At 61.9% G+C, this 22781-nt stretch carries 8 protein-coding genes; all 8 read right to left on the bottom strand.

The window, feature by feature from the left end; genetic code table 11:
* Positions 1-340: 340 nt before the first annotated feature.
* Positions 341-820, bottom strand: coding sequence for a hypothetical protein (locus tag VSR72_RS23915; protein WP_342954807.1), 480 nt, complete (start codon positions 818-820; stop codon positions 341-343).
* Between the two features lie 55 nt (positions 821-875).
* Positions 876-1163 (bottom strand): hypothetical protein, encoded by a 288-nt coding sequence (locus VSR72_RS23910; RefSeq protein ID WP_342954806.1) that lies wholly within the window; start codon positions 1161-1163, stop codon positions 876-878.
* On the bottom strand, positions 1160-2380 hold the full coding sequence (locus tag VSR72_RS23905) for a hypothetical protein (protein WP_342954805.1): 1221 nt from the start codon (positions 2378-2380) through the stop codon (positions 1160-1162). The genes VSR72_RS23910 and VSR72_RS23905 overlap by 4 nt, the downstream gene beginning before the upstream one ends.
* A 524-nt stretch (positions 2381-2904) precedes the next feature.
* Positions 2905-13704, bottom strand: coding sequence for a hemagglutinin repeat-containing protein (locus VSR72_RS23900; RefSeq protein ID WP_342954804.1), 10800 nt, complete (start codon positions 13702-13704; stop codon positions 2905-2907).
* Positions 13701-15500 (bottom strand): ShlB/FhaC/HecB family hemolysin secretion/activation protein, encoded by a 1800-nt coding sequence (locus VSR72_RS23895; protein WP_342954803.1) that lies wholly within the window; start codon positions 15498-15500, stop codon positions 13701-13703. The genes VSR72_RS23900 and VSR72_RS23895 overlap by 4 nt, the downstream gene beginning before the upstream one ends.
* Before the next feature lie 933 nt (positions 15501-16433).
* Positions 16434-16913 carry an SMI1/KNR4 family protein gene (locus VSR72_RS23890; RefSeq protein ID WP_342954802.1) on the bottom strand — a complete coding sequence of 160 codons (480 nt, stop codon included), beginning with the start codon at positions 16911-16913 and terminating at the stop codon, positions 16434-16436.
* Positions 16914-16926: 13 nt separating this feature from the next.
* Complete coding sequence (locus tag VSR72_RS23885; RefSeq protein WP_342954801.1) at positions 16927-21531, bottom strand: RHS repeat-associated core domain-containing protein; 4605 nt, start codon at positions 21529-21531, stop codon at positions 16927-16929.
* Complete coding sequence (locus tag VSR72_RS23880) at positions 21531-22781, bottom strand: hypothetical protein (RefSeq protein WP_342954800.1); 1251 nt, start codon at positions 22779-22781, stop codon at positions 21531-21533. Before VSR72_RS23880 ends, VSR72_RS23885 begins: the two co-directional genes overlap by 1 nt.

Here is a 22781-nt window from a genome sequence, read left to right as displayed (position 1 = left end):
CCGACAGATTTAATTGCCCTCCGACTGATTTACTTAATTGTCTCATATCAGTTCTCCACGTTTTTTCGAGTCGATATTCACTTTAGGGAAGGCGTAAGTGCATTCTGCGTCTGACGTCGGCAAAGCTGACCATAGCCGCGGTCCTTTGGCGGTCGCGCCAGCAGCAGCTTTGGTCGATGACTTGTTCTCGAGTGGTGGTTGAGGAGCTGCCGTTCCACTCAGATGCCTGCCCTTGCAACTCTGACTGTTCGACCGGCGGCAACGGGTCGAGAGTACGCATCCGGCTGTAGAGAGAGCTGACATTCGTGGCCGCGCGGGTGTGGATGGCTGAAGAGCGACTTTAAGCTGCCTTACGAACGGCGACATCTGAATGACTGCAATGGCCGATAGCCGCCGTGGAATCAACCCATCCTGCAGTAGTGCTGCGCAAGTAGTTTAGGTCTGATTGATCGAACTTCGTGAGCGGCCCCGTCAGGTTGAACGTATACCCCTTGTTTCCAGTCTGGTCATAGACGATGTTCGGCACACCATTCTGTGCCGATGCAGAATTCGCCAAGATGTAGCTCTGCAATTCCGGATTCGGTTGCACCGTGATCTGCGTCAGGATCGGCTTGCCGTCTGCCGTCGTACCGCCCGATATCCATTTTTCCCCCGAGTCCGTCGGTGTCTGGCCGATCAGAGTCGCCGCTGCGCCCGATTCTTGATCCCCGCCAACCGTGCCGCCCATGATGCGCATCTGGTCTTCAATCTGCTGCTCCGTATATTTTCCGCCGCTCCCATCGGCCAGCTTCCTCGCAAGCGACTGTTTCTGCGGATGCAACTGGCGGTTGTACAGGTCAGGGCTCGCTCACGGTTTTGGCGACAAGACGCTCCAATCATTGGTCATCCCAGCGATGTGGTCGCCGGAATTTTGCTTCCAGACCAAACATTCCGCAAAGGTGTATATAGCCACCAATTAATATCAACGGTACACCAATCAGGAACAACGCAATACCCAATCCCCGAAGACCTACCGCAAATACGATTCCTCCAGTCACCGCCAAAGGAAGGGCCCATGAGGTGATCTTTACCCCCCTGTATCGCTCACCCAATTTGAATTGGGCAGCCAAGAAAAATATGGAAAAAACAACGATCACGATTGAGAAAAGAGGCCAGAAGCTCATTGTGCGTCCTTCACCAAACAAGCCGTCGCTTGCTTACACTGTTGTGCGCCCGCCGCACCGCCGACACCCAGTCCCAGCACGCCCTTTCCTGCAGCCAGGTTTCCATCGCCATCCCTTGTTAAGTTTGTGTCCGCGAAGAGTCCGTCGCCTCCGGCAATGAAGCCGCCGGTACTGCTCGTCACACCAGTAGAAGCAGCGCCCTGCCCCACGGTAATAGCAACTCCCGTAGACGCCGTAAAACCAAGACCCATTGTCGCGCAGCCTTGCGCGTAGGCGCAAAAGTTTGGATGCGCGCCTAACGATACCGCTAGTCCCGTCTCGCCCGTCCCACCTAGGTCGAAGACATGGAGACCAGCATTTACGCCTATCTGAATGGTAAATGTCCCTGTTGAGCCTACGCTGTACGTAAGGGCGTTTTGTTCGGGCGTGGGTGATCCGCTTGGGTTCGCTCCAAGGAAAGGATTAGACCTTTCTGTCGGTGTAGCGTAGAACAACGAGCTCGGTGCATTTGCAGAAATATATGATGTCGCGACAGGGTTCCCACCGGGCACATTGGCGGCACTACTATCGACAATTCGCAACCCGCTACCCAGCAAAAGTGCTAGGGCTTGATCCGGTGTAATCGACTGCCCTGTTTGAGCTTCGTAGTATTTCGCGAACGCCGCGGCATTGTCCTTCGCCCACTGCCTCTCATCAGGGTGCAGTTGTCGATTGTACAGATCCGCATTCGACGCCGTAGATGCACCCGCGCTGCCGCCCACCGCAGCACCTGCCGCCGTCGCCAGTACGTTCCCGATTACGTTACCAAGGACATGGCCAGCCGTTCCCGGCTCACCAAATTCATCAGCCAATGTGTTTAGCTTCGGTGCGATATAGGCAGCCAGGCCAGCACCTGCTGCCCCTTGCACTGCGCTCGTAACACCGCCGCCTCCCAGGCCCGCGATGAGCGCACCACCCGCCACATGCAAACCGACCCGATTCGCGCCGCCTTCTGCCCAGGAATCGGCCTCGGCCTGTTCCTGCTGGGCAAGCGCCAGATCCGCCGCCCTAACGTTCGGATCTGTCTCGGTCTGCGCCGCGTTGGTTGCCGCGTCGGCTGCGTCCTGCGCAGCCTTTTGCTTTGAGTCAGCGTAGGCGCCAATTCCCTGCGCTACGACCTGCCCCGCCGCCTGCGCCGCCTGCATCGTGTCAGCCTGCTGCGACAGGATGTCTTGCACATCCGGCGTCTTCGAGACCGTGCCGTTCGTGCCTGATTTGCGCGCCCTGGTTCGTGATACTGATCAAGGTGCCGTCACGTACGTGCGACGGCTGCTCTTTTACATTCAACCAACTCGGACCAACCAGCCGGCTAGTAAGCCGACACAAACGCCACCAATCCAACAAACTACGAAACAGCGAAGTGATTTAAACAACCGAGATCGGGCCAACTTTCCTTCTTCGCTTAGGTAGCGATCGGAGAACAAGGACTTTCCTTTCAGCATTCTGGCGTCGAAAACTGTCTGCCCAGACTGAGGACTATTCACCATCCGAAGGAAGAAATAACCTGATGCAAAAAACGATACAGCAGCCAAGACCAACAGTACGACAAAGATTGCTGTGGCGACGCTTGCGAAAAGCTTGATAGGCAACGAACGTATCGTGTTAAAGGTCTCGCTGAAGAAAAGCGCCGCAACGACCAATACAATCAAAGCTGTGCTCGCCGTAAGAGTCCTTCGATGTGCTCTCATCTGGAGTAACGTCCTCACTTGCAAATAGATTGAGTCAAACCGCTCGTTATATTACTAATTCCCAGAGTACACGTGGTCATATTGGTAACGGACACAGTTCCCCCTGCGATGGAAGGAACGCCTTTGATTCCCACTCCGTAGGATGCACCGGTCGCTTGACCGTTACTGTAGGTTACCGAGCCGCCAACGCCAACGTCAGCCAGGGACACGGCGGTGTTCACGTTAGAGGCCACACCGCGCAAGTCGGCTGCGCTGCCTTTGTTGAAGCCGACTGCCCCACCAGCAGACGGGTCGAACCCGTATCCGGTACCGTATGTAGCATAGAAACCTGCATCGAAAGTTGTGTTGCCGAATCCTGGCGTGAGATAAAAGCCAAAACCTGCCGAAACTCCATACCCAACCACGAGCGTTCCTCCGACACCAGCCACGGCTGTTACGGCTGGCAACGCTGCGGGCGTATTGAGTACCGCCTGCGCATTCGCACCAGTCGCATTCATCTGAGCCGTCATCACCGATTCATTGCAGGGGCCCGTTGCCGTGCAGGAGGACGGGACCAAGCTCTTTTTCGGCATCAACGGATCATACTGCTGGTTGTACAACTGCACGTTCGATGCCGTAGCAGCGCCCGCCGTACCGCCCACAAGCGCCCCGCCCAGGCCAGCAACCACATTCCCCGCGAGATTACCGAGTAGGGCCGAACCAGTTTCTGATTCGACACCCTGCGCAATATCGTTCAAGGCCGGAGCCAATTTCGAGGACAGGCCCGCGCTAGCCGCACCATCGACTGCTGTAAAGACGCTACCGCCACCGAGCCCGCCAATGAGCGCACCGCCCGCTGCCTGCAACAGCGCGCGACTATCTCCACCTTCAGCCCATGCTGCGGCAGTTGCCGTATCGCCGGCCTTCAGGGCAGCTTGTTCCTTGGCATCCGCATATGCTCCGATCCCTTGCGCGACCGCCTGCCCCGCGGCCTGTGCAGCCTGCATCGTGTCGGCTTGCTGCGAGAGGATGTTTTGCACATCCGGCGTCTTCGAGACCGTGCCGTTCGCGCTCGTCGTGTCGCGGCTCAGAACGGCCACGTCCTGCGTTTGCGAGGCCTGGTTCGTTACACTGATCGTGCCGGCGCTCACCGCGCTGCGCGTTGTCGCGCTCGAATCGCCGCTGTCGTTCTGCGAAATCATTGGCGATACGCCGCCCGTACCGCCACGCGAACCCGGGCCGACCGCCTTGCCCGTATTGCCGATTCCTACGCCAGCGCTGATGCCGTTGCTCGACGCGCTATAGTGCGACTGGTCCTGGATATCGCCGAAAGTAATGGTCCCGGTCGTCAGGCTGTTCTTCGACGCATCCGCCGTGCTGGAGATCACCGCGCCCGTCAGCCCCGTATTGCCCTTCACGTTGACGTCGAACCCGCCATCGCCCGCATTGATCCCGGCCTGCTCGTTCACGCCCGCGTAGTTCGAATCGGCGTGGCCATTCTGCGCGCTGAAGCTGGCACTGCCGCCGCCCTGGCTGATACTGAAGCCCCCGCCGGCGCTGCTCTGGTGCGCCGCGCTGTTCGTCACGTCCTGCACGCTGGTGATATTCAGGTTGCCACCCACGTCCGCGACGACCTTGCCGCCGTTGACCTGAGAGCCGGTGATATTCGTGTCACCGCCCGATACGACCGTCACGCTGTTCGTGCCGTTCACATGCGAGGCATTCTGGATCGCCGCGTCACTGTTCGCATCGCCATGCGCGTTCGACATCGACGCCGACACGCCAAAGCCCTGCGTGCCATACGACACCCCGACGCTCGCGCTGCTGGAACTGTTCGAACTGCGCGTCGAGTCCGTATTGGTCGTGTTGATGATGTTGACCTGGTTTTTCGCAGCCAGCAGCACATCGTTCGCATTCACGTTCGAACCCGCGATGGTCACGTTGCCGCTGCCAGGCGTACCGTCGCCGGTTGCCACGAACGCCGCCGTACCGCCCGCCTGCACGGACGAGCCGCGCTGGGTTGCCTGGTCTTCGGACGACTGGCTCTGGCTGTGGCTGGAACCGACGCTCAACTGGATTGCAATGCTCGGTGTCCCACCCTTCATCGCATCGGCAGCAGCGAGGCCAACCGTCGCTGTGTCACCCGCTGCGGCGATGGAATGCAGTGTCGCAGCGCGATCGTTTGTGCCCGCATCGTTGCGCGCCGCCTGCGTCTCGCTCACCGCATTGTTGATCGCGTCCCCGACCGAACCCGACAGACCGAGTGTCAAGCCGCTCTTGCTTGTCTGCTGCGTCTGGGCCTGATGCGAGGTATCGGTCGCCGCATCGATGATGACGTTCGCGGCCGTGCCCGTCACGTTCTTCGCCGCAATGAGATCGCTGCCCGTCACGTGCACGGTGTTGCCGGCCTGGACGCTCAGGTTGCCGTTGAGCGAGCCGATCGTGCTCGCATTGTTCGTGACGCTCGACTCCTGGTCGGTGGTGGCCAGCTTGCTGCTGCCGACGGACACCGCAATGCCTCCGCCTGCCATCAACCCCGAGTGATGCTCCTCGTACGTGCCTGACGACTGCATCGTATCCTGCGTCGTCGTAATGTTCACGTCGTGCGCGGCGGAAAGCGACACGTCGTTCGTCCCGACAACGGTGCTGCCCTTGATGTTCAGATCCTTGCCGCTCGAGATCGACACACCGTCCGCCGAGATCGTGCTCCCGTCGGCGACAGTCGTCGTCGTATCGCGCGTGCTCGCCCGGCTCGTGCTGCTCACGATTCCGCTGTGGCTTCCCGCCTGCTGGACGTCGGAAACGTGCGTTTCGGTCGTCGCACCGATATTCACGTCGCCTGCCGCAGCGAGCGCGACGTTACCCTTCGTCAGGTCGATGGTGCTGCCTGTCACGTTGAGGTCCTTGCCGGACACGATATTCAGGCTGTCACCGCTTCTGAGCGTCGTGCCCGTCACCGCGTCGTCGGAGAGATGCTCCGAATCTGAGGAGCTGCCGTGACTGTCGCTGCCGGAACTGTTGCTGTTGAGCGTCGAGGTCGCAGTTGCGGACTGAAGCGTCACGTTGCCGCCCGCCACGATCGTGCCGCCACCGCCCAGATCGAGCTTCGCGCCGGTCGCCGTCAGGTCGCCGGTCACGGCGATGGCGGATGTGCCGCCCACCTTCACGCTGCTGCCCGTATCGCCCACGAAATGCGTATCGGAGATGCCGTTCGCGCGCGCAACCACCTTCGTCTCGCCAGTCTCCTGCACGCCGAGATTCCAGTTGCCGCCGATGCTCATGCCGAGTGCACCGCCCACGGTGAGGCTCCCGGCGTTCTGCTCGAAGTTCCCGCCTGTCGTGATCAGCGCGTTGCCCGCCACGTCGATGCTAGCTGCCGGCCCAAGCGTGGTCGAGGTGCGCGTCGCGCCCGTGGCACTGACCTGGTTGAGCGTGTTCACCGCCGTGTCGAGCACGAGGTTGCCGCCCGCCTGCAGGTTCAGGCTGCCCGCCTTCACCGTCGCCGAGGTCAGGTTCACGTCGCCCGTCGTCACGAGCGACATCTGGCCGCCGCTTTGCAACGTGCCGAACGAACTGTCGATACTCTGCGCACCGATCGCGAAGCTGTTAGTGGCACTGATCGTGCCGCTGTTGGTCACCGTCTGCGCATTCTGCAGATCGATATTCGTCGCGGCGATGACCGGACCATTGCCCATGTTCTCCTGGCTCGCCTTCGCCAGATAGACGACCGGCACCAGCACCGACTGCCCGTCGACGACCTGGGTCTGCATGATGACCACGTTGCTCGTGAGCTGCGCCACCTGGTCGGGCGACAGGCCGGTGCCGGGCGCCAGGTCGAGCGACTTCGCAAGCGCAGCGCCTGACGTCATCAGCGCCTTGAACTCATCCTGCGTGTCGGCATAGTTCGTGAGCACAGACTTCCCGGTCATCGAGAGGATCTGGTCCTGGACGAGCTTCTGCTCGTAGAACCCGTCGCCCAGGCGCATCTGCGTCTGGGCGGGGTTCAGGCCCATCTGCTGGAAGTAGTAGTCGCTCGAAAGCCACTGCTGCTGGTTCGCAAAGGCAGGGTTCGTCTCGACGAGGTACGGCGCGTTCGGCGCGGTATCCCTATGGAAAAGGCCGCCCGACGGCACGGTGATGTTGTTCAGCACGGTGCCCGCCGTCGCGGCTGCAACGGTCGGGTTGCTGGAGTTCGCGAGACCGCTGTTGAGGACGCGGCCGCCCTGAACCGCGACCGTCGTCGAATGCGTGCCGCCGCCTGTGCCCACCGATCCGCTCACCGCACCCGCGCCAGTCACGGCCACACCGCCCGTCCCGATCGCTCCGCTCACCGCGCCCGCGCCGACTGCGCCAACGCCGGCCGCGTTGATGGTGCCATTGACGGACCCGGCGCTCCCGCCCGAAACCGACTGCCCCGGCAGCAGGCCCAGCGGCGTCACGCCCGCGTTGCCGGCGGTGTTGTTGATCGTCACGCCCGTACCGCTAATCGTCCCGCGCGCCGTATACGTCGACTCGTACGCCGGCAACGCATAGGTGCGAATATCAGCCGGCGCCGCCTGCGCATAGCCGCCCGGATTGGACGTGACGAACCCGGCGTTGCCGAACGGCAGTTGCCAGTTGTGTTCGGAGTTGTCGTAGTTGTCGTAGTGATACTCGCCCGAATACGTGACCTGCACACCGGGTGCCGTCTGGCCCTGCCAGCTTTCCTGGTCGAGTGCGTGGGGCGCCGCGATATTGCCCCCGGCGGCCACCTGGCTCCAGTAGTTCTGGAGCGTGCCCACCGACGACGCATTGATGTTGCCACCCGCGATGATCTGCGACTGCGGGCTGGTCGACGTGACGACGTTGGCGAGCGCGGTACCGGTATAGGTCGTGTACTGGTACGTGCTGTTCCACTGGCCGCCGTGCGGCGGATCGGTCGGCACGCCGCCGATCAGCGACGGATCGCCCTTCGAACCCAGCACCTGCGGATTGCCAGGCCCGCACGCGGCCATATACGTGGCGTCACACCCCTGCAGGCTGATGCCGAGCTGGCTCAGCAGCGCCGGATCGACCGCGTTGTCGTAGGACCCGCTCGTTGTCATCACGCGCCGGGTGTTCGTCACCTGGTTCGCGGCGAGCGTCATGTCACCACCCGACTGGATCAGACCGGACTGGTTGTGGATCAGGTTCGCGCGGGTGTAGTTTCCGTTCGCGTCCTTGCCGCCGGCCAGGACGACGTTCCCCAGACCATAGATCGCGGTCGTTGCCTGCGTGTCGCCTCCCGTCGTGTCGTCCCGGTTTTCGATATCGGCGGAAAGCAGTTCGAGCGTGCCCGCGCTGTCCGTTGCACCGATCAGCGCGCTGGGTCCAAGATTCGACAGCGTTTGTGACGCATTGAGCGACACGCTGCCGCCGACGATCGTGCCGGTATTCGTCAGCGTGTTCGAACGGGTGGTCAGCAGACCGCCTGCGGCGAGCGTGCCCGAGTTCGTGATGTCGCCCGCATTGACGGTGAGGCCGTTGACGGCCGAGAAGCTGCCCCCGTTGCTGAATGTACCTGGAAGGGTGAACGAGAGGTTGTTGCCCGCGCTGAAACTGTAGTTCGCAGAAGTCGCGAAGTCTCCCTGCAGGTTCAGCGAGAGATTGTTCACTGCGCTGTACGCACCGCCTCCGGACAGCGCGTTCGCCGTCACGGCCAGGTTGCGCGACGCGTTGATCCGGCCGCTTGTGCCTGCGAGGGTACCGGTCGTGATCCCGACGTCACCTGCAACGTTGCCCACATTCCCAATCGCCCCGCCGCTGTTGTCCAGATTTCCGGCGTTGATCTGGAGGTTCGCGCCGCCGAGCTGACCGCCCTGCGTGTTGGAAATCGAGATGGCGTTCAGCGTCACGTCGCCGTTGCCGCTGATCGAGCCCATGCCGGATGCCCCGGCCGCATTGCTGTTCGTGATCTGGCTACCGCCACTCACGGTCGTGGCACCCGTCCCGACGTTGGTAATCGCCCCACCCGTATTGTCGATCGAGGCCGCGCTCAGGCTCAATGTGCTGCCGCTTGCAACACCGCCCGCGCCGATCACGCCCCCGGCATTGAGCAGCGCGCCGCCGCTCGAAGCGCTCACGCCGGTCCCCGATGACAACCGGCCACCGGTGTTGTTCAGCGTCCCCTGGTCAGTCACCGACATCACGCCCTGCGACGCCAGCGTGCCACCGGTATTGTCCAGACTGCCGCCCGATACCGATGCCTGACCGTTTGTGACGATCTTCCCGCCGACATTGGAGACTGTGCCTGCGCCGTTGCCCGCACTGATCGACAGCGTGCCGGTGCCGGCGTGAGTGATGGTACCGCCGTTATTGTTCAGCGTTGACGGCGCGAGCGTGAGGTCCGTGCTGTTGGTCTGGATCACCCCGCCGTTCGAGTTATCGAGCGTACCGCTCACGCCCAGGCCCATCGTGCCGGTCCCGAGTTGCGTGATCGATCCGCCTTCGTTGGTCAGGTTCGGTGCGGTGAGCGCAAGCTGGTTAGCGATGATCCGGCCGCGACTGTTGTCGAACTGTTGCGCCGTCATCTGGACGGTATTGCCGCTGACAACGCCACTCGCGTTTTTGAAAGACGCTGCGCTGGCTGTGACTGACTGGGCGCTCAGCGTCCCGTTGCTGTTATCGAGCGTCCCGCTTACGGTCGCACCGAGGTTCTGTCCGCCCGTAATGCTGCCGCCGTTCGTCAGCGTTGCGGCCTGCACAGTATTATTGCCCGACGCGGCGATCTTCCCGCCGGCATTCGTGATTGCACCACTGGTGACGCTGAGGTCCGCGTTCGATACGAGCTGGCCGTTCGTGTTGGTCAGTGTGCCGGCGACAGTCGCGGTGAGACCCGCCTGGCCTCCGATCGCGCCGCCAGTATCGTCCAGGTTGCCGGCGCTCAATGCCACGCTCCCGTTACTGACGACCGAGCCGTTCACGTTGGTGACGGCACCCGCACCATTGCCCGCATCGATCGTAAGGGTGCCGGTCCCGGCGTGGGTGACCGTCCCACCATTGTTGTTCAACGATGCCGGTGTGAGCGTGAGGTCCGTGCTGTTGGTCTGGAGGACGCCGCCGTTCGAATTGTCGAGCGTGCCGCTGACACTGACGCCCATGGCTCCCGAGCCGAGCTGGGTGAAAGTGCCACCATGATTTGTCAGGTTCGCGGCAGTGACGTCCAGTTGGTTCGCCGTGATCTTGCCGCCACTGTTGTCGAGCTGCGGGGCGCTGAGAGATACACTGTTGCCACTAACGACACCGTTTGCATTCCTCAGCGAACCTGAATGCGTCGTCACTGACTGGGCGCTCAATGTCCCGTTGCTGTTATCGAGCGTACCCGCGACAGTGGTGCCCAGATTCTGCCCGGCCGTGATACTGCCGCCGTTCGTCAGCGACGCGGCCTGCAGCGTGGTATTGCCCGATGACGCAATCGTGCCGCCGGTGTTCGTGATGTCGGTGCCACTGGAAACGCGCAGGTTCGCATTCGACGCGATCTGGCCGTTGGTATTGTTCAGCGCACCGGTGACCGTTGCGCTCAATCCTGTCTGCGCGGCGATGGCGCCGCCGGTGTCGTCCACGCTCCCCGCCGACAGGGTTACCTGGCCGTTCGTGACGATCTTCCCGCCGGCATTGGTCAACGTACCTGCGCCGTTGCCTGCATCGATCGTCAACGTCCCCGTGCCGGCGTGCGTGATGGTACCGCCATTGTTGTTCAATGAAGCTGGCGCGAGCGTCAGGTCCGTGCTGTTCGTCTGGATGACGCCGCTGCCCGAGTTGTCGAGCGTGTTGCTCACATTGACGCCCATGGCACCCGAACCGAGCTGGGTCAACGTGCCATTGTGGTTCGTCAGGTTCGTTGCGTTGACGTCGAGCTGGTTCGCCGTGATCTTCCCGCCGCTGTTGTCGAACTGCGGCGCGGTAAGAGACACGGCACTGCCGCTGAACAACCCTTTCGCGTTCGTAAGCGTTGCGGCACTGGCCGTGAGCGTCTGCGCCCCCATCGTCCCGCCGCTGTTGTCCAGCGCGCCGGCGACAGTGGTAGCAAGCGTTTGCCCGGCGGTGATGCTTCCGCTGTTCGCGAGCGACTGCGCCTGAACCGACCCGTTACCCGCCGCGGCAATCGTGCCGCCGGCGTTCTTGATGGCGGCACCGCTCGTCACGCCCAGATCGCCATTCGACGTCAGCTGACCGTTCGTGTTGTTCAGGGCGCCGGCCACGGTCGCGCTCAAGCCCGTCTGGGAAGAGATCGTGCCGCCTGTGTCATCCACGCTTCCCGCCGACAGGCTTACCTTTCCGTTGGTGACGATCTTCCCGGCGGCATTGGTCAACGCGCCCGCGCCACTGCCTGCGTTGATCGTCAGGGTGCCCGTGCCGGCATGGGTGATCGCGCCTCCGTTGTTGTTCAACGTCGAAGGCGCAAGCGTCAGGTCCGTGCTGTTGGTCTGGAGGACGCCGCCATTCGAATTGTCGAGCGCGCCGCTGACATTGACGCCCATCGCCCCCGACCCGAGCTGGGTCACGGTGCCGTGTCCGTTCGTCAGATTCGTGGCGCTCAGGTTGAGCTGGTTCGCGGTGATCTGGCCGTTGCTGTTGTCGAGCTGCGGGGCGGTGAGCGACACGGTGTTCGCGCTGATCGACCCGTTTGCGTTCGTGAGCGACGCCGCGTTCGCGTTGATCGTGGCGCCACTCATCGAACCGCCGTTGTTGTTCAACGCGCCGGTGACGGTGGTGGCCAGCGTCTGCGCGGCCGTGACCGTGCCGCTGCTGGTCAGCGAGCCTGCCTGAATCGTCGCGTTGCCGTTACCGCCAATCACGCCACCCGTCGCGCCCTGGGCGGTCGTCCCGGCCGCGTTCGTGATCTGGCCGCCCGCCGTGAGCGTCAGGCCGTCGGCGTTCTCCGACACGATGCGTCCGGCCGTGTTCTGCACGTTCGCGCCCGAGACGTTCACCGCGCCGGCAGCTTCGATCTGCCCTGCGGTGTTGTCGATGTCGCCGTTCGACTTCAGGCCAAGCGCCTGCGCCGACGCGATCGAACCGGAGCCGTTCGCGAGACTTGCGGCCGCGATCGTGGCCTGTCCGTTCGTTGCAATGCTGCCGTGGCTGTTGTCGAGTGCGCCGGTCTGGATGTTCAGCGCCCCGGCGCCCGCATGACTGAGTGTGCCGTTCGCATTGGTCAGGCTCCCCGACTGGATCGCGGCGTTTTGCCCGTTCGTCGTGAGCGTGCCGCCCGTATTGTCGAATGCACCGGACGCGGAGAGCGTCGTCGCGCCCGCGCCGCTTTGCGTCAGTGTTCCGCCACGATTCGAGATGCCCGCAGCCGCCACGCCTAACTGCCCGGCGCCGATCTGCCCCTGATCGTTCGTGAAGGTTCCTGCGGCATTGGCCGTCAGGCTCCCGCCGATCTGCAGGGACGCGCCTGTATGCACGATGTTGCCGGTGTCGCCGCCCGCACCCGTTGCCGTCAGTGCGGCATTGCCCTTCGCCGACGTCTGGGCATTCCCCATGGTCAGGCTGCTGCCCGACAGCGTGAGGTCGCCACCCGACAGCTGCTGGCCGGTCGCGCTCACGGCGCCCGTAGCCGCCACCGAGAGGCTCCCGGTTCCCGTAACGTTGCCGTTCGCATCGATGCCCGCACCCAGCACACCAGTCGAATTCACGCCCGCACCCGTGACGCCCGTATTGCCGAGCGCGGCAATCGTGCCGCTGTTGCCCACCTGCCCCTGACTGCTGACGGTGGCATTCTGCGTCGCATAGACGGAACCGCTGTTTGTTACGTCGCCTGCCGCCTGTATCGCGACGTTGCCGTTAGCGGTCGTCGTGCCAGACAGGGTCACCTTGCCCTGGCTGCTCAGCTGGACGTCGCCGGCCTGCGAGGCGATCGTGCCGGCGCTGTTCACGCCGACGCCGGCCTCCGTGCCCACGAGCCGGATCTTGCCGGCATACATGCCGCCGAGCTGCGCGACGTCGATCGCCACACCCGGGCTGTTGCCGTCGGGCCCAAGCGACTGGGTGCCCAGATCGCTGTAGCGCACGTCATTGTTACCGGTGACGACATTGAGCGACTGGTTCGCCCAGACCTTGCCGTTGACGGCCACACTACGGGCAATCAGGTCGACCTGGTCGACGTTGCTGCCGTTCAGCCCCGATGCGCCGATCTGGATCTGGCCGCCCGTGACGTGAAACGCATCGAGACTGCCCGTTCCGCCGAACACCGGCGTGCCGGTCGTCAGAACACCGCGGCTCGTGTTGATGAAGCCGCAACCACTACAGAAGATGCCCGATGGATTAGCCAAAATCACATCGGCCTTCTGGCCCGCGACCTCGGTGTAGCTCAGCAGCTGGCTCGGATTGCCGCCCACGACCTGGTTCACGATGACGCGCGCGCTGCCGCCAACGAGATTTGCATTGCCGGCCACGTACCCGCCCAGCTGGGTCTGGACATTGCCCGGCGAGTTGTTGAGGATGAGGCCCTGTGTGCCGACGTTGAACTGGGTATACGGATTGTTCGAGACACCAGCGCCATTGGGCGTGGCAATCTGGACGAGAGGCACACCGTTGCCGGCCACGCCGACAACCGGCCTGCTGCCGGAGGTGGGAGCAGCGACGACCTGGGCATCAGCAAAAACCGGGTGCAGACCGAACACGCACAAGGCCGCGAATGCGACATGCCGCATCGACAGCATGTCGACAAAACTGGGGCGGATGCCGAAAATTGGGCGCTTGCGGGAGACACCGGTCGAACGACCCTTTCCGGAGCCTGTCGCGGTTTCCTGGACGGCCGCATACAGCCCGCGAGCCGCATTGAAGATGACGCGAAACAGGTTCTTGTTCATAGCAGGACGCTCACGCTGAAGCCCGCCACGGGCCAGTGGTTCGGGAAACGCTCGGGCTGGTACAGCGGGCCGCCGATGAAGACGTCGTAGCTGACGTGCCGGACCACGCTGCCGCGCAGGCCAATGACGGCGCCGGCAAGACGCCGGCCAAGCAGGTTGTTGGCTTCAGGGCCGAAGACTTCGCCTGCGTCGAGCCCCAGGTACAGCGCCTGGCCCGTGTTCATGACCGGCATCTCCAGGTCGTTGCGGATGAACACACCCTTTTCTGCGGCCAGCATCGTGTTGCCGTCGAAGCCCCGTACGGTATAGCGGCTGCCGATCGAAAAGTATTCGGTCGGATACAGCACGTCGGGAGAGTTCTGCGCGCTCACCGTGCCCGTGTAGCGAAGCGCCACGCGGCCGAGCGTGAACGGCACCTGCAGCGTCGCGTTGAGCGTTTCGATGTGGTAATAGAAGGTCGGCGTGCCGCTCCCGACACCCGGTAGATCGGGCTGCGCGCCGAACCAGGGCACGCCCCAGCGATATGCGATCCTGCTGTCGAGCTGCGCTGCCCCGAAGTAGTGCTTGTGCTCCCAGCCGATCTCGGCAAAGCTGTTGTCGCGATGCTGGACGTCGAGTTCGCTGCCATCGATGAAGGCTTGGCTAAAGTACTTCCCTACGCGGAATTCCAGCGAATTCTTCTGTACCTGGTTGCGATAGAACTGGTACTCCGTCTTGACGTCGAAAGTTTTCGACGTGCCGCTGGATACGAGCGTTGAGAACGCACCTGCGATCTGCTGGTGATAGTCGTACTGGCTCGCAGTTCCGGTGAAGGTCCAGTTTCCCCACGGTATCGAGTAATACGCACTGCTGCCGTGCGTACCGTACCGACTCTCGTGACCGTTGAGATCGTGGTTGTAGCTCACGTTGAAGACGTCGGACAGACCGAGCGGATTGTCAATCGTGAGGCTCGCCGTCCCCTGAAGCTGGCCGGTCGACTTCAGGCCGCTGTCGTCGACGCTCAGCGCGAGCGACCACGGCTTCTGCCGCTTTACGCTAATCACGACATCGCTCTCGCCCGGCAATGGCCCCGGCACGATCTGCATGTCGACGTCCTGGTTCGGCACGCGCTTCATCTGCTCGAGGCCCTGCTCAAGGTCGCGCAGGTTCAGGAGGTCACCCGCCCAGGTCGGAAATGCGTTGCGCCAGGTCCCGTACACAGAGGGGTCGGAAAAACGGATCGCGCTGATGACGCCCGGGATCAGTTCGAGCTTCAGCCTGCCCGTAGACAGGTCCTGCGGCGCGATGACGACCCGGGTCGTCGAGTAACCCTTCTCGATGATGCGGGCCATCAGGCGATGCACGATCAGGTTGAGCCCGTCGCGACCCACGCATTGACCGCGATAGCGCTGCAGGTAGTCATCGGCGAAGGTCAGTTCGCCAGGGAAGAGCGGATTGGGTGACAGCGCACGTGCACCAGCGGCCTCGACAGCGGGGCTCAAACCCTGCGGCACTTCCAGCGAGATATCTTGCACGTTGAAGCACGGCGACTCGACCGGAACCTTGCCGTTATCGATTTCGACACCGCTGGGAGCCTGAAGCTGGACATTCGGGGCTTGCAGCGCGCGTTCGCGCTCGATGGCCTGCTGTTGCGCGCGACGGCGCTGTTCCTGCTCGGCGGCCGGATCTGCCAGCTGTGCATGCGCCGTCCCGGCAGCGAGAAACACTGCGGGACACAGGTACACCAGCAACGCCATCAACGGGACGGTCGCGCGCTTCCCCGCGGCATCACGCCGCGTTTCACTTGCATTGCACATGCTGTTGCTTCTTGTTCGACTTCTTCGTTTTTTGCGGCATGCCCAATGTTCTGCGGCACGTGCCATGGTCTCCCCGCCGTATCGGTGTGGGCATGCGCTGCATGCCGACCGCAAGGCCGGAACAATAAACAGTCCTCAATAACCGGATTGACCTGCCGCGGAAGGCGCGCCCGTGCGGTCAGAGGCATCGGTGAACGTCTCCCGATGTCTTACCGGATATTACTCAGACGAAATAGACGGTGCGCATGATATCAGGGCGCGCCGCGTTTGCGCCCCGGACTATGCGGAATGGATATTCGCAAACGTTTGCTCTGAAAAATTATTATGCGCGCGGCTTTCACCATGCTTCAGCCCGGGGTAATTGTCGCATTCACGCGACAGTTAGCGCGCAAGTAAATCTGGCTTCCAGATTTTCCGGCTTTCGACAAATCCAGTTTCCAGCGCAATCAATTTGATACGTTTCGCAACAGCCATACAGCATTCAGGATATTCCTGATTTTAAGGAGGGGATTTCCTGAAAATCAGGGCTACCGCCTCAAACAACGGTGACCAAAGGGAGCCGTTCGACAATCCCCCGGGGTCATCGACAATTCGCCTGCATACCGCAACGGAAAGAAGGTTGCCGGCGTCGCATTGCCGCCCCCCGTAACAATGATCGGCGCCGAGACGGCCGATCGGATCCGCGCGAATCGCCGCCGAGCGGCGACATGACAAGGCTATTGAATTTTACAATCAGCCCCTTCCGCACTTTCTGGAGACAAACCAAATTGTCGCGCTAATAAAACGACAAGTATGCGCACAACCCGCGGCACCGCGATGTGAAGTAAATGATTCTGGTCCTGACTCGGGCGAAGCAAGACACCAGTGGATATAATTTCTCCGCGTTTGCACCTGCGTTGTAGCCAGGCAGGACAAACAGTCGGGAAAGCACAATCATGCCATTCCAAGGCCTTTGCAGAATTCTCCGAAAGAAAGCGCAACGTGACTGGTGATCGGTTGAAAGACTGTTGAAGCATGATCCCAATACGCCACCGACGGTTTCGCATAATTATTTCGAAAATCGAGACATAAATAATCACCGCCAAAAAGGGCGGCGAACGGAATTAATTTCAATCCAACCTTATCCTTGTCACTATCCTCGACCAAACGCGCTCCGATCTGGGCTAAGGTAGTGGAAATATCAGTCACCCAGGCCTCTCCTACATCGACGCGGCGATCCAGAATAGATAAAAAAAAGACAATCAACCGTTCATGACCGTCGATCTCAACGCAAAGATCTACCGGAACCGCTCCGTTATACGTATCAAGGAAACGAAGATAATCCTTCGGAAAACTTATTCGGTACGCTCGCTCGACGCTACTAATGGCCGCCGTAGGGGGCCTTCCCAAAAAGGATCCGGATTCTATTTTCATGATGTTTGCTCCTTCACTTTCTTCCTCCGGGCATATGCGCCCAGTGCCCCTCCGAACGCCCGCCTATGTGATTAATCATATTGTGCCACCCGAGCGGCACACGCTCCAATCTGCCACCAATCTCGCTATGATGCCAGGTAACATACGGTTTTTTCCCACCCGCATTCTCGTTAGCTTCTCTAAAATGAACGTTATCGTCTTCTTGCCAAAGATGTTTCGGCATATCAAAAGTTTTTTCAATGACAGAGACGACTCGCCCATCTGGCATCACAACTTTCGAAAAGTCAGGATACTGTGAAAATATAACGTTATTGTCTGCATCCAGCATGTCATTTCCGAATTCATCCTTCATTGGTTTGTATGGAACGTAGGGTACAAGTTTTTCATCTATGGCCTGCTTCCTTATCTTTTCTTTTTGGCCTTCCGATAAGTCCGTCGCAAAGTCTTCCCACCCCCATTTTTCGTGTGAATTCACCTTTTCCGCGTATTTGACTACAACGGGGCGTCGATCTGCTGCCTTGCGTGCCGCTTCTATCCGCTTTTCGAGGTCAGTGATTATCCCTTTTATGGCGTGATACTCTCCGAGCGTGTTAGGAGGTACAAGATATTTTGAATAACCCGTCTCGTCCTCAAATTCCTCCTGGTACACCTTTTGAAGGCCTTTCCATTCATCTTTTTCATCAGTCAGCCTCACTACCTCGGGATCCTCGCTGATCCTTCCACATTCCGGGCACTCGGATTCCGTTTTCTCTCCATGCGGGCAACTCAGGCCCATGACATCAACGTAGGTGAGCGGGTTGGCGGTATATGTGTACAGGTTGATACCGCCCGACTGCCCTGCAGGATCAGATTGCAGATACCGCCCGAGATGCGGGCTGTACGATCGAAAGCGGTTGTAGTGGAGTGTCGTTTCAGGGTCGAAATAGTGTCCCGGCCACCGCAGGTTATAGTCCACACGCTCGCCTTCCGTCTGCGCGACATCAACGAGCCCATATGGATCACTGTTGAGGCTGCGCCACACCTCCCGACCATCCGAGTTCTCGATCCACTCCGGTAACCCGGCATGTGCGCAGAAGACAAAATACGCTTGCCCCGATTCAGCCAATGTGTGCTCGGTCGGATAGTCAATGAACATGAAAGGCAGGAACGCTTCCTCGTTCACGTACAGGTATATCCGAATCCGGCCGTCTGGTCCTTTTTCGGCTGCGAGCCTGTCTCCGTCCCAGTAAAAATCCGTTTGCCTCCCGTTCATGGCTTTGCAGGCCCGGCGGCACAGGCCATCGTAGTCCGCCGTCCAGACATCGTCTCGATCGCTCCATTCGACCTGTAACAGAAGGTCCATGCTGTTGTAGCGATAGAGAGTGCGACAGTTGTTCTCGTCGATCTGCCCGGCCAGGTGATTGCGGCTGTTATAGCGAAAAGCACCACACGCGGCGTCCGAAAGCCGGTTGCCCTCGGTGTAGCGCATCCACTGGCAGGTCGGCGTCGACAGGAGGTTTCCTCCGCGGTCGTACTCAAAGCGTCGAACGGTCAATCCATTGCGGCTCTCGCCGACCAACCGGTGCGCGACATCGTATTGGTACTCCGTGGTGCCGCCGGTGCTGTCGGTCACACACTGCAACTCACCCACTGCGCTGTACCGGTATTGCACACAATGGTACTCAGCAGTGCGCCCCTCCGGCCAACTCAGCCGCCCGGTGCATCGGCCGTCTGCATCAAACCCGTACAACACATTGGTGCGGTTACCTAGCCGCAGCAGTACCGTGCCGTCCGCGGCGCGTTGTAGCCGATGGACGTCCCCACCCGGTGTACGAATCATCAAATCGCCGGTTGTGTCCATTTCGTAGTACACGACGAAACGCCCAAAATAAATCGTGCTCGCGAGACGTCCGGCGACAAAGCTGTGCTCTATCCCGCGCCCATCGCGCTTGTCGCCAGTGCGGCGACCGTATGCGTCGTACGTGAGTGTGACTTCGAACTTATCTGTCGACGCCCTGGTAAAGTTGCCGTGACGGTCGTACTCGTAGGAATGGGTTTCGCCGCTCGCGAGGATGCGCTTGCTATGCAGGCCGTTATCGCCTACCTCGAAACGCAGCAACGTATTGTCGGCACCATCCCGTTTTTCAATCACCCGGTCGCCCGCGTCGTATGCGTACGATTCGCGAATCGTCCCGTGTCGTGCTATACGCGTGAGCCGGTTCTTGTAGTCGTACGTGTACGTGCTCTCGTTGCCGTTCGCGTCGACGATGGCCGTAGTTTCATGTTTGCGTGAATACCGGTATCGGACGGTGTGGCCCAGCGGATCGGTTTCACTTGCACGCAGGTTCCACGATGCAATGGTGTAGCGGTAGTCGCGTCCGTCCCTGTCGCGCATATGCACCACGTTGCCCGCGGCGTCACGGTGCAGACATTCGGTGTACCCGGATTTGTTCGTGCGCGCGATCACGCGTCCCGCTCCATCACGTCGCTCGGCGGGCTCAAGGATGCCCGCGCGATGTGGGAAAGCGGCCGCCGCGACTGCCTCGATTTCCGGCGGCAGCAGCAGCCGGTCCGGCAGGTCTTCGGGTTTCACATCCCCCCAGAGCAGTTCCAGCGGCCTCGCAGGGACGACGTGCGCCAGGGGGTTGGGCAACACGGGCGCCTCGTCACGCGTGGGCCAGCGATTTCCCCAGCGATCCAGGCGTCCGGTATTTTCACCCCGCTCATCATAGAGCCAGCGCATGACGCGCCCGCCCGAATCAACCTCCTCGACAATGCGCCCGTCGTCGCTGGTCACGCGTTCGGTCGCACCGCCATAGGGATCGACGATACGCGTGACCGTGCGTGCCGCGTCGTACAGGTAGGTCCATCTGCCGCCATCGGCCTGCGTAACCACCGTGCGGCCAGGCTGATAGTCGAGCAACACCCGCCACAGGCCGTCCTGCCCCGCGCTTTCCACGCAACGGCCGTCGCTGTCGTAACGGTAGGAAAACGAATAGCCATTGGCGTCCGTTTCGCGGATCATGCGCCGCCGGGTGTCGTAGCCAAAGGACATCGAAGCGCCGAGCGCATCGGTGGACGTGACGAGGCACCCGACGGCATCGTAGCGATAACTGGCGACGCACCGGGCAACCTTTCGAGGATCGGTCACACGCAGTTCCACGATGTGGCCGCGAGCATCGTAAATCAGGTCGATCACCTGGCGGCGCTGCTCACGCCCAGCTATTTGTTCGATGTGCCGCAACGTGCCGTCGCCTGCGTAGCGCATCGTGCTTTCGACACCCTCGTGCATACGGCGTACGAGCCGTGCCGATGCTTGCGCCGCAGTCGCACGCTCGAATGTGAATTCGCCGAGCGTGCCGTGCAGCAGGACGAATCGACTCTCCCCATGCTGCTCGAGTTCGTACCCTGCGAATACGTCCTCGTAGCGTCCCGAGGCACTGCGCCTGAACACATAAGCGCGACCGTGGGGGTCCACGTAAATCGCGCGCGTGCGCAGCACGTGCAGTTCGTGCTGGAAGCTGTGACGAAAGCCGAAGCCCAGCGCGCCGTCGCGATCGCTCCAGTCGCTACGGTAGTAGCGTTCCCATTTGAATGCGGGCGCATCGACGGTCTGATAGTCGGTAAACTCGTTTTCCGCCGTGCCTCTGACCACGTCGACAGGGTGTCCTCCCTTGCATTCCCCTTGCTCAGTACGCTTGGATTCCCCGGCATCTTCTGGCGCGTGCGCCTTCTTGCGCAGTCCCCAACCCAGCATCAACATAGCAAGCGCATCGGGCATCGGGAAGCCGCCGATCAGGACGCTCGCGTCGCCATCGATCAGTGTTCCCATTCCTGGCTCAACGCCGGGGTCCTTGCCCATCAGATTGCTCATCGCCATCGCGATCGCGTCTGCCGCTGTCTGCGCCGCCGTCATCTCAACGGCGGCCGCCCCAGCGCCATCCGCGGCCTGGTCGGCGGCCGTCAGCCCGCCGGAGGCCACCGGCGCCGCCATTCCGGCAATGTGCATCGCACGCTTCAGTGCGCTCGCCTTCTCAGCCTCCTGCGCGGCGTGCCCCGTGCCGCTCATGCCGAGCGGATTGCAGTGACGCGTCAGGTCCAGCGCCATGCGCGCCGCACGCGCGCCACCGATGAAGGTATTGCTCGATCCGGTGCAGATCTCGAAGATGGGTGCAAAGCCGCCACAGGTGGGCGCGAGGCCGATATCGAGCACCCGCGCAGCTGGCATACCGCCATACAGCACTCTCAGGCAGCCGCTTCCGATCGTCATGCCGCAGCTCGGCATCGGCAGGCCATCGCTCGGCGGGTGCGCGTGCGCATGCGGCACACCGAGATGCGGCACCCCGATGAACGCGGCCGGCATGCCGGGCACGAGATTCGCGCCGGGAATCATCGCCATGCCCGTATTGAGCAGCTGGTCGAGCGCACCGAGACTGCCCACCGCGCCGCTCACGACGTTAGTGACGCGATCAAGCGTGTTAGCCTTCGGGTTGCCGAGCTGCTGAAACGGCTGCGCTCCAGCGTTGACCGCACTGGCAAGCGCGTCGACCGACGTGTTGCCGGTCGGCGCGATCAACGGCGCAGGCGGCGGGGGCGGCTCGTTAGCCGGGCTGGCCGGATTCCCAGGTGGGGGGCTCATTATCGGCACGCTCCCTCACGATATGCAGGAATCCGATTTTTCTCCATCTCGTAGGCTTTAGCCTGCGTCTTCAAGCCGGCCTGCGCATACAACGCGGCCAGTCGTTCGAGCAGCGAGCGGCGCTGATGCTCGCAACCGAAGCGTTCGCACAGCGCCTTAGCCTCGGTCCACGCGCGCGCAGCCTCGGCGGTCTTGTGCGCACCCAGCAGCGCCACGCCCAGCTTCTCCAGCGCGGCGACGGTCCCGTGGGGGAACATCAGCTTGTCCGCACCGCGGCTCGCGAGCTCGAAATATTCGACCGCGAGCGCGGGCTGTTTCAGGCGCAGGCAAGATTCTCCCGACGCCATGAGCAGATTCAGCGTCACCCCCAGGTTGCCGCTGTCCGCCGCGGCATCGAGCGCATGTGCGTACCAGCGGTTCGCATCGGCGTGCTGGCCGCTGCGGGTCGCGACATCGCCGATGCCGCCCAGCGCCAGCGCCTGCCCGAGCGGGTTGCGCTGCTCGCGATGCCAGCCATACAGCAAGCGATATTTTTCCAGCGCCTGGTCGAGCCGACCGTGCGTGAGATCGAGCGCGGCCAGCTGCATCGCCGCCTGCATCCGCTCGGCCAGCGGGCGGGCCGCATCGTTCATCGCGCCCACCAGGACGTCCGCGGTCTTTTCCGTCGAAGCATCGAGGTCGAGCACGAGCACGTGTTGCGCTCGCGCGCGTTGCTCCTGCGGCAGCAGGAAGCGCTGCGAACGATCGTCGCGAACGCAGAAGCGGTGGCCCTCCATCCACGCCTCGAAGCCATCGAGCGCGAGCAGCGGCAACACCATCTCGCGGTAGCCGTCGGCGTCCGCGAGCGTCGATGGCATGAGCCCCCAGACGATATCGACGCCATCCGCAACCAGTGTCCGCACGTGCTCGATCGCCGCTCTTAGCCGCCGGGCGGCGGGCTGTCCCGGATCGGTGCAAAGCAGCGGCAGCTCGGCCCAGGGCGCCACGCTCTCCTGCGCGCGCGCCTGGTTCTCGGCGGCGATCTGCGCAGCGAGCGATGCCATGCACTGCTGCACAAAGCGGCCTGGCGCGTCGCATTCGAACGGAAACAGCAGGTAGACGCGCTGTGCGTCGCGCCGATCGCGTTCCTGCAGCATCCTGAACGCGAGCACGACGTCGAGATCGGTCGCACCGAGCACGAGCGTCGGATGGTCGGGCTGCTCGATGAACGCGCCCAGCGCAGCATCCGTGGCGGCAAATTCGCGCTGCAT

Source organism: Paraburkholderia sp. JHI869 (assembly GCF_038900775.1).
GTDB lineage: Bacteria > Pseudomonadota > Gammaproteobacteria > Burkholderiales > Burkholderiaceae > Paraburkholderia.
Note: the sequence above shows the minus strand (reverse complement) of the source record. Positions and strands in the feature narration are given on the sequence as shown.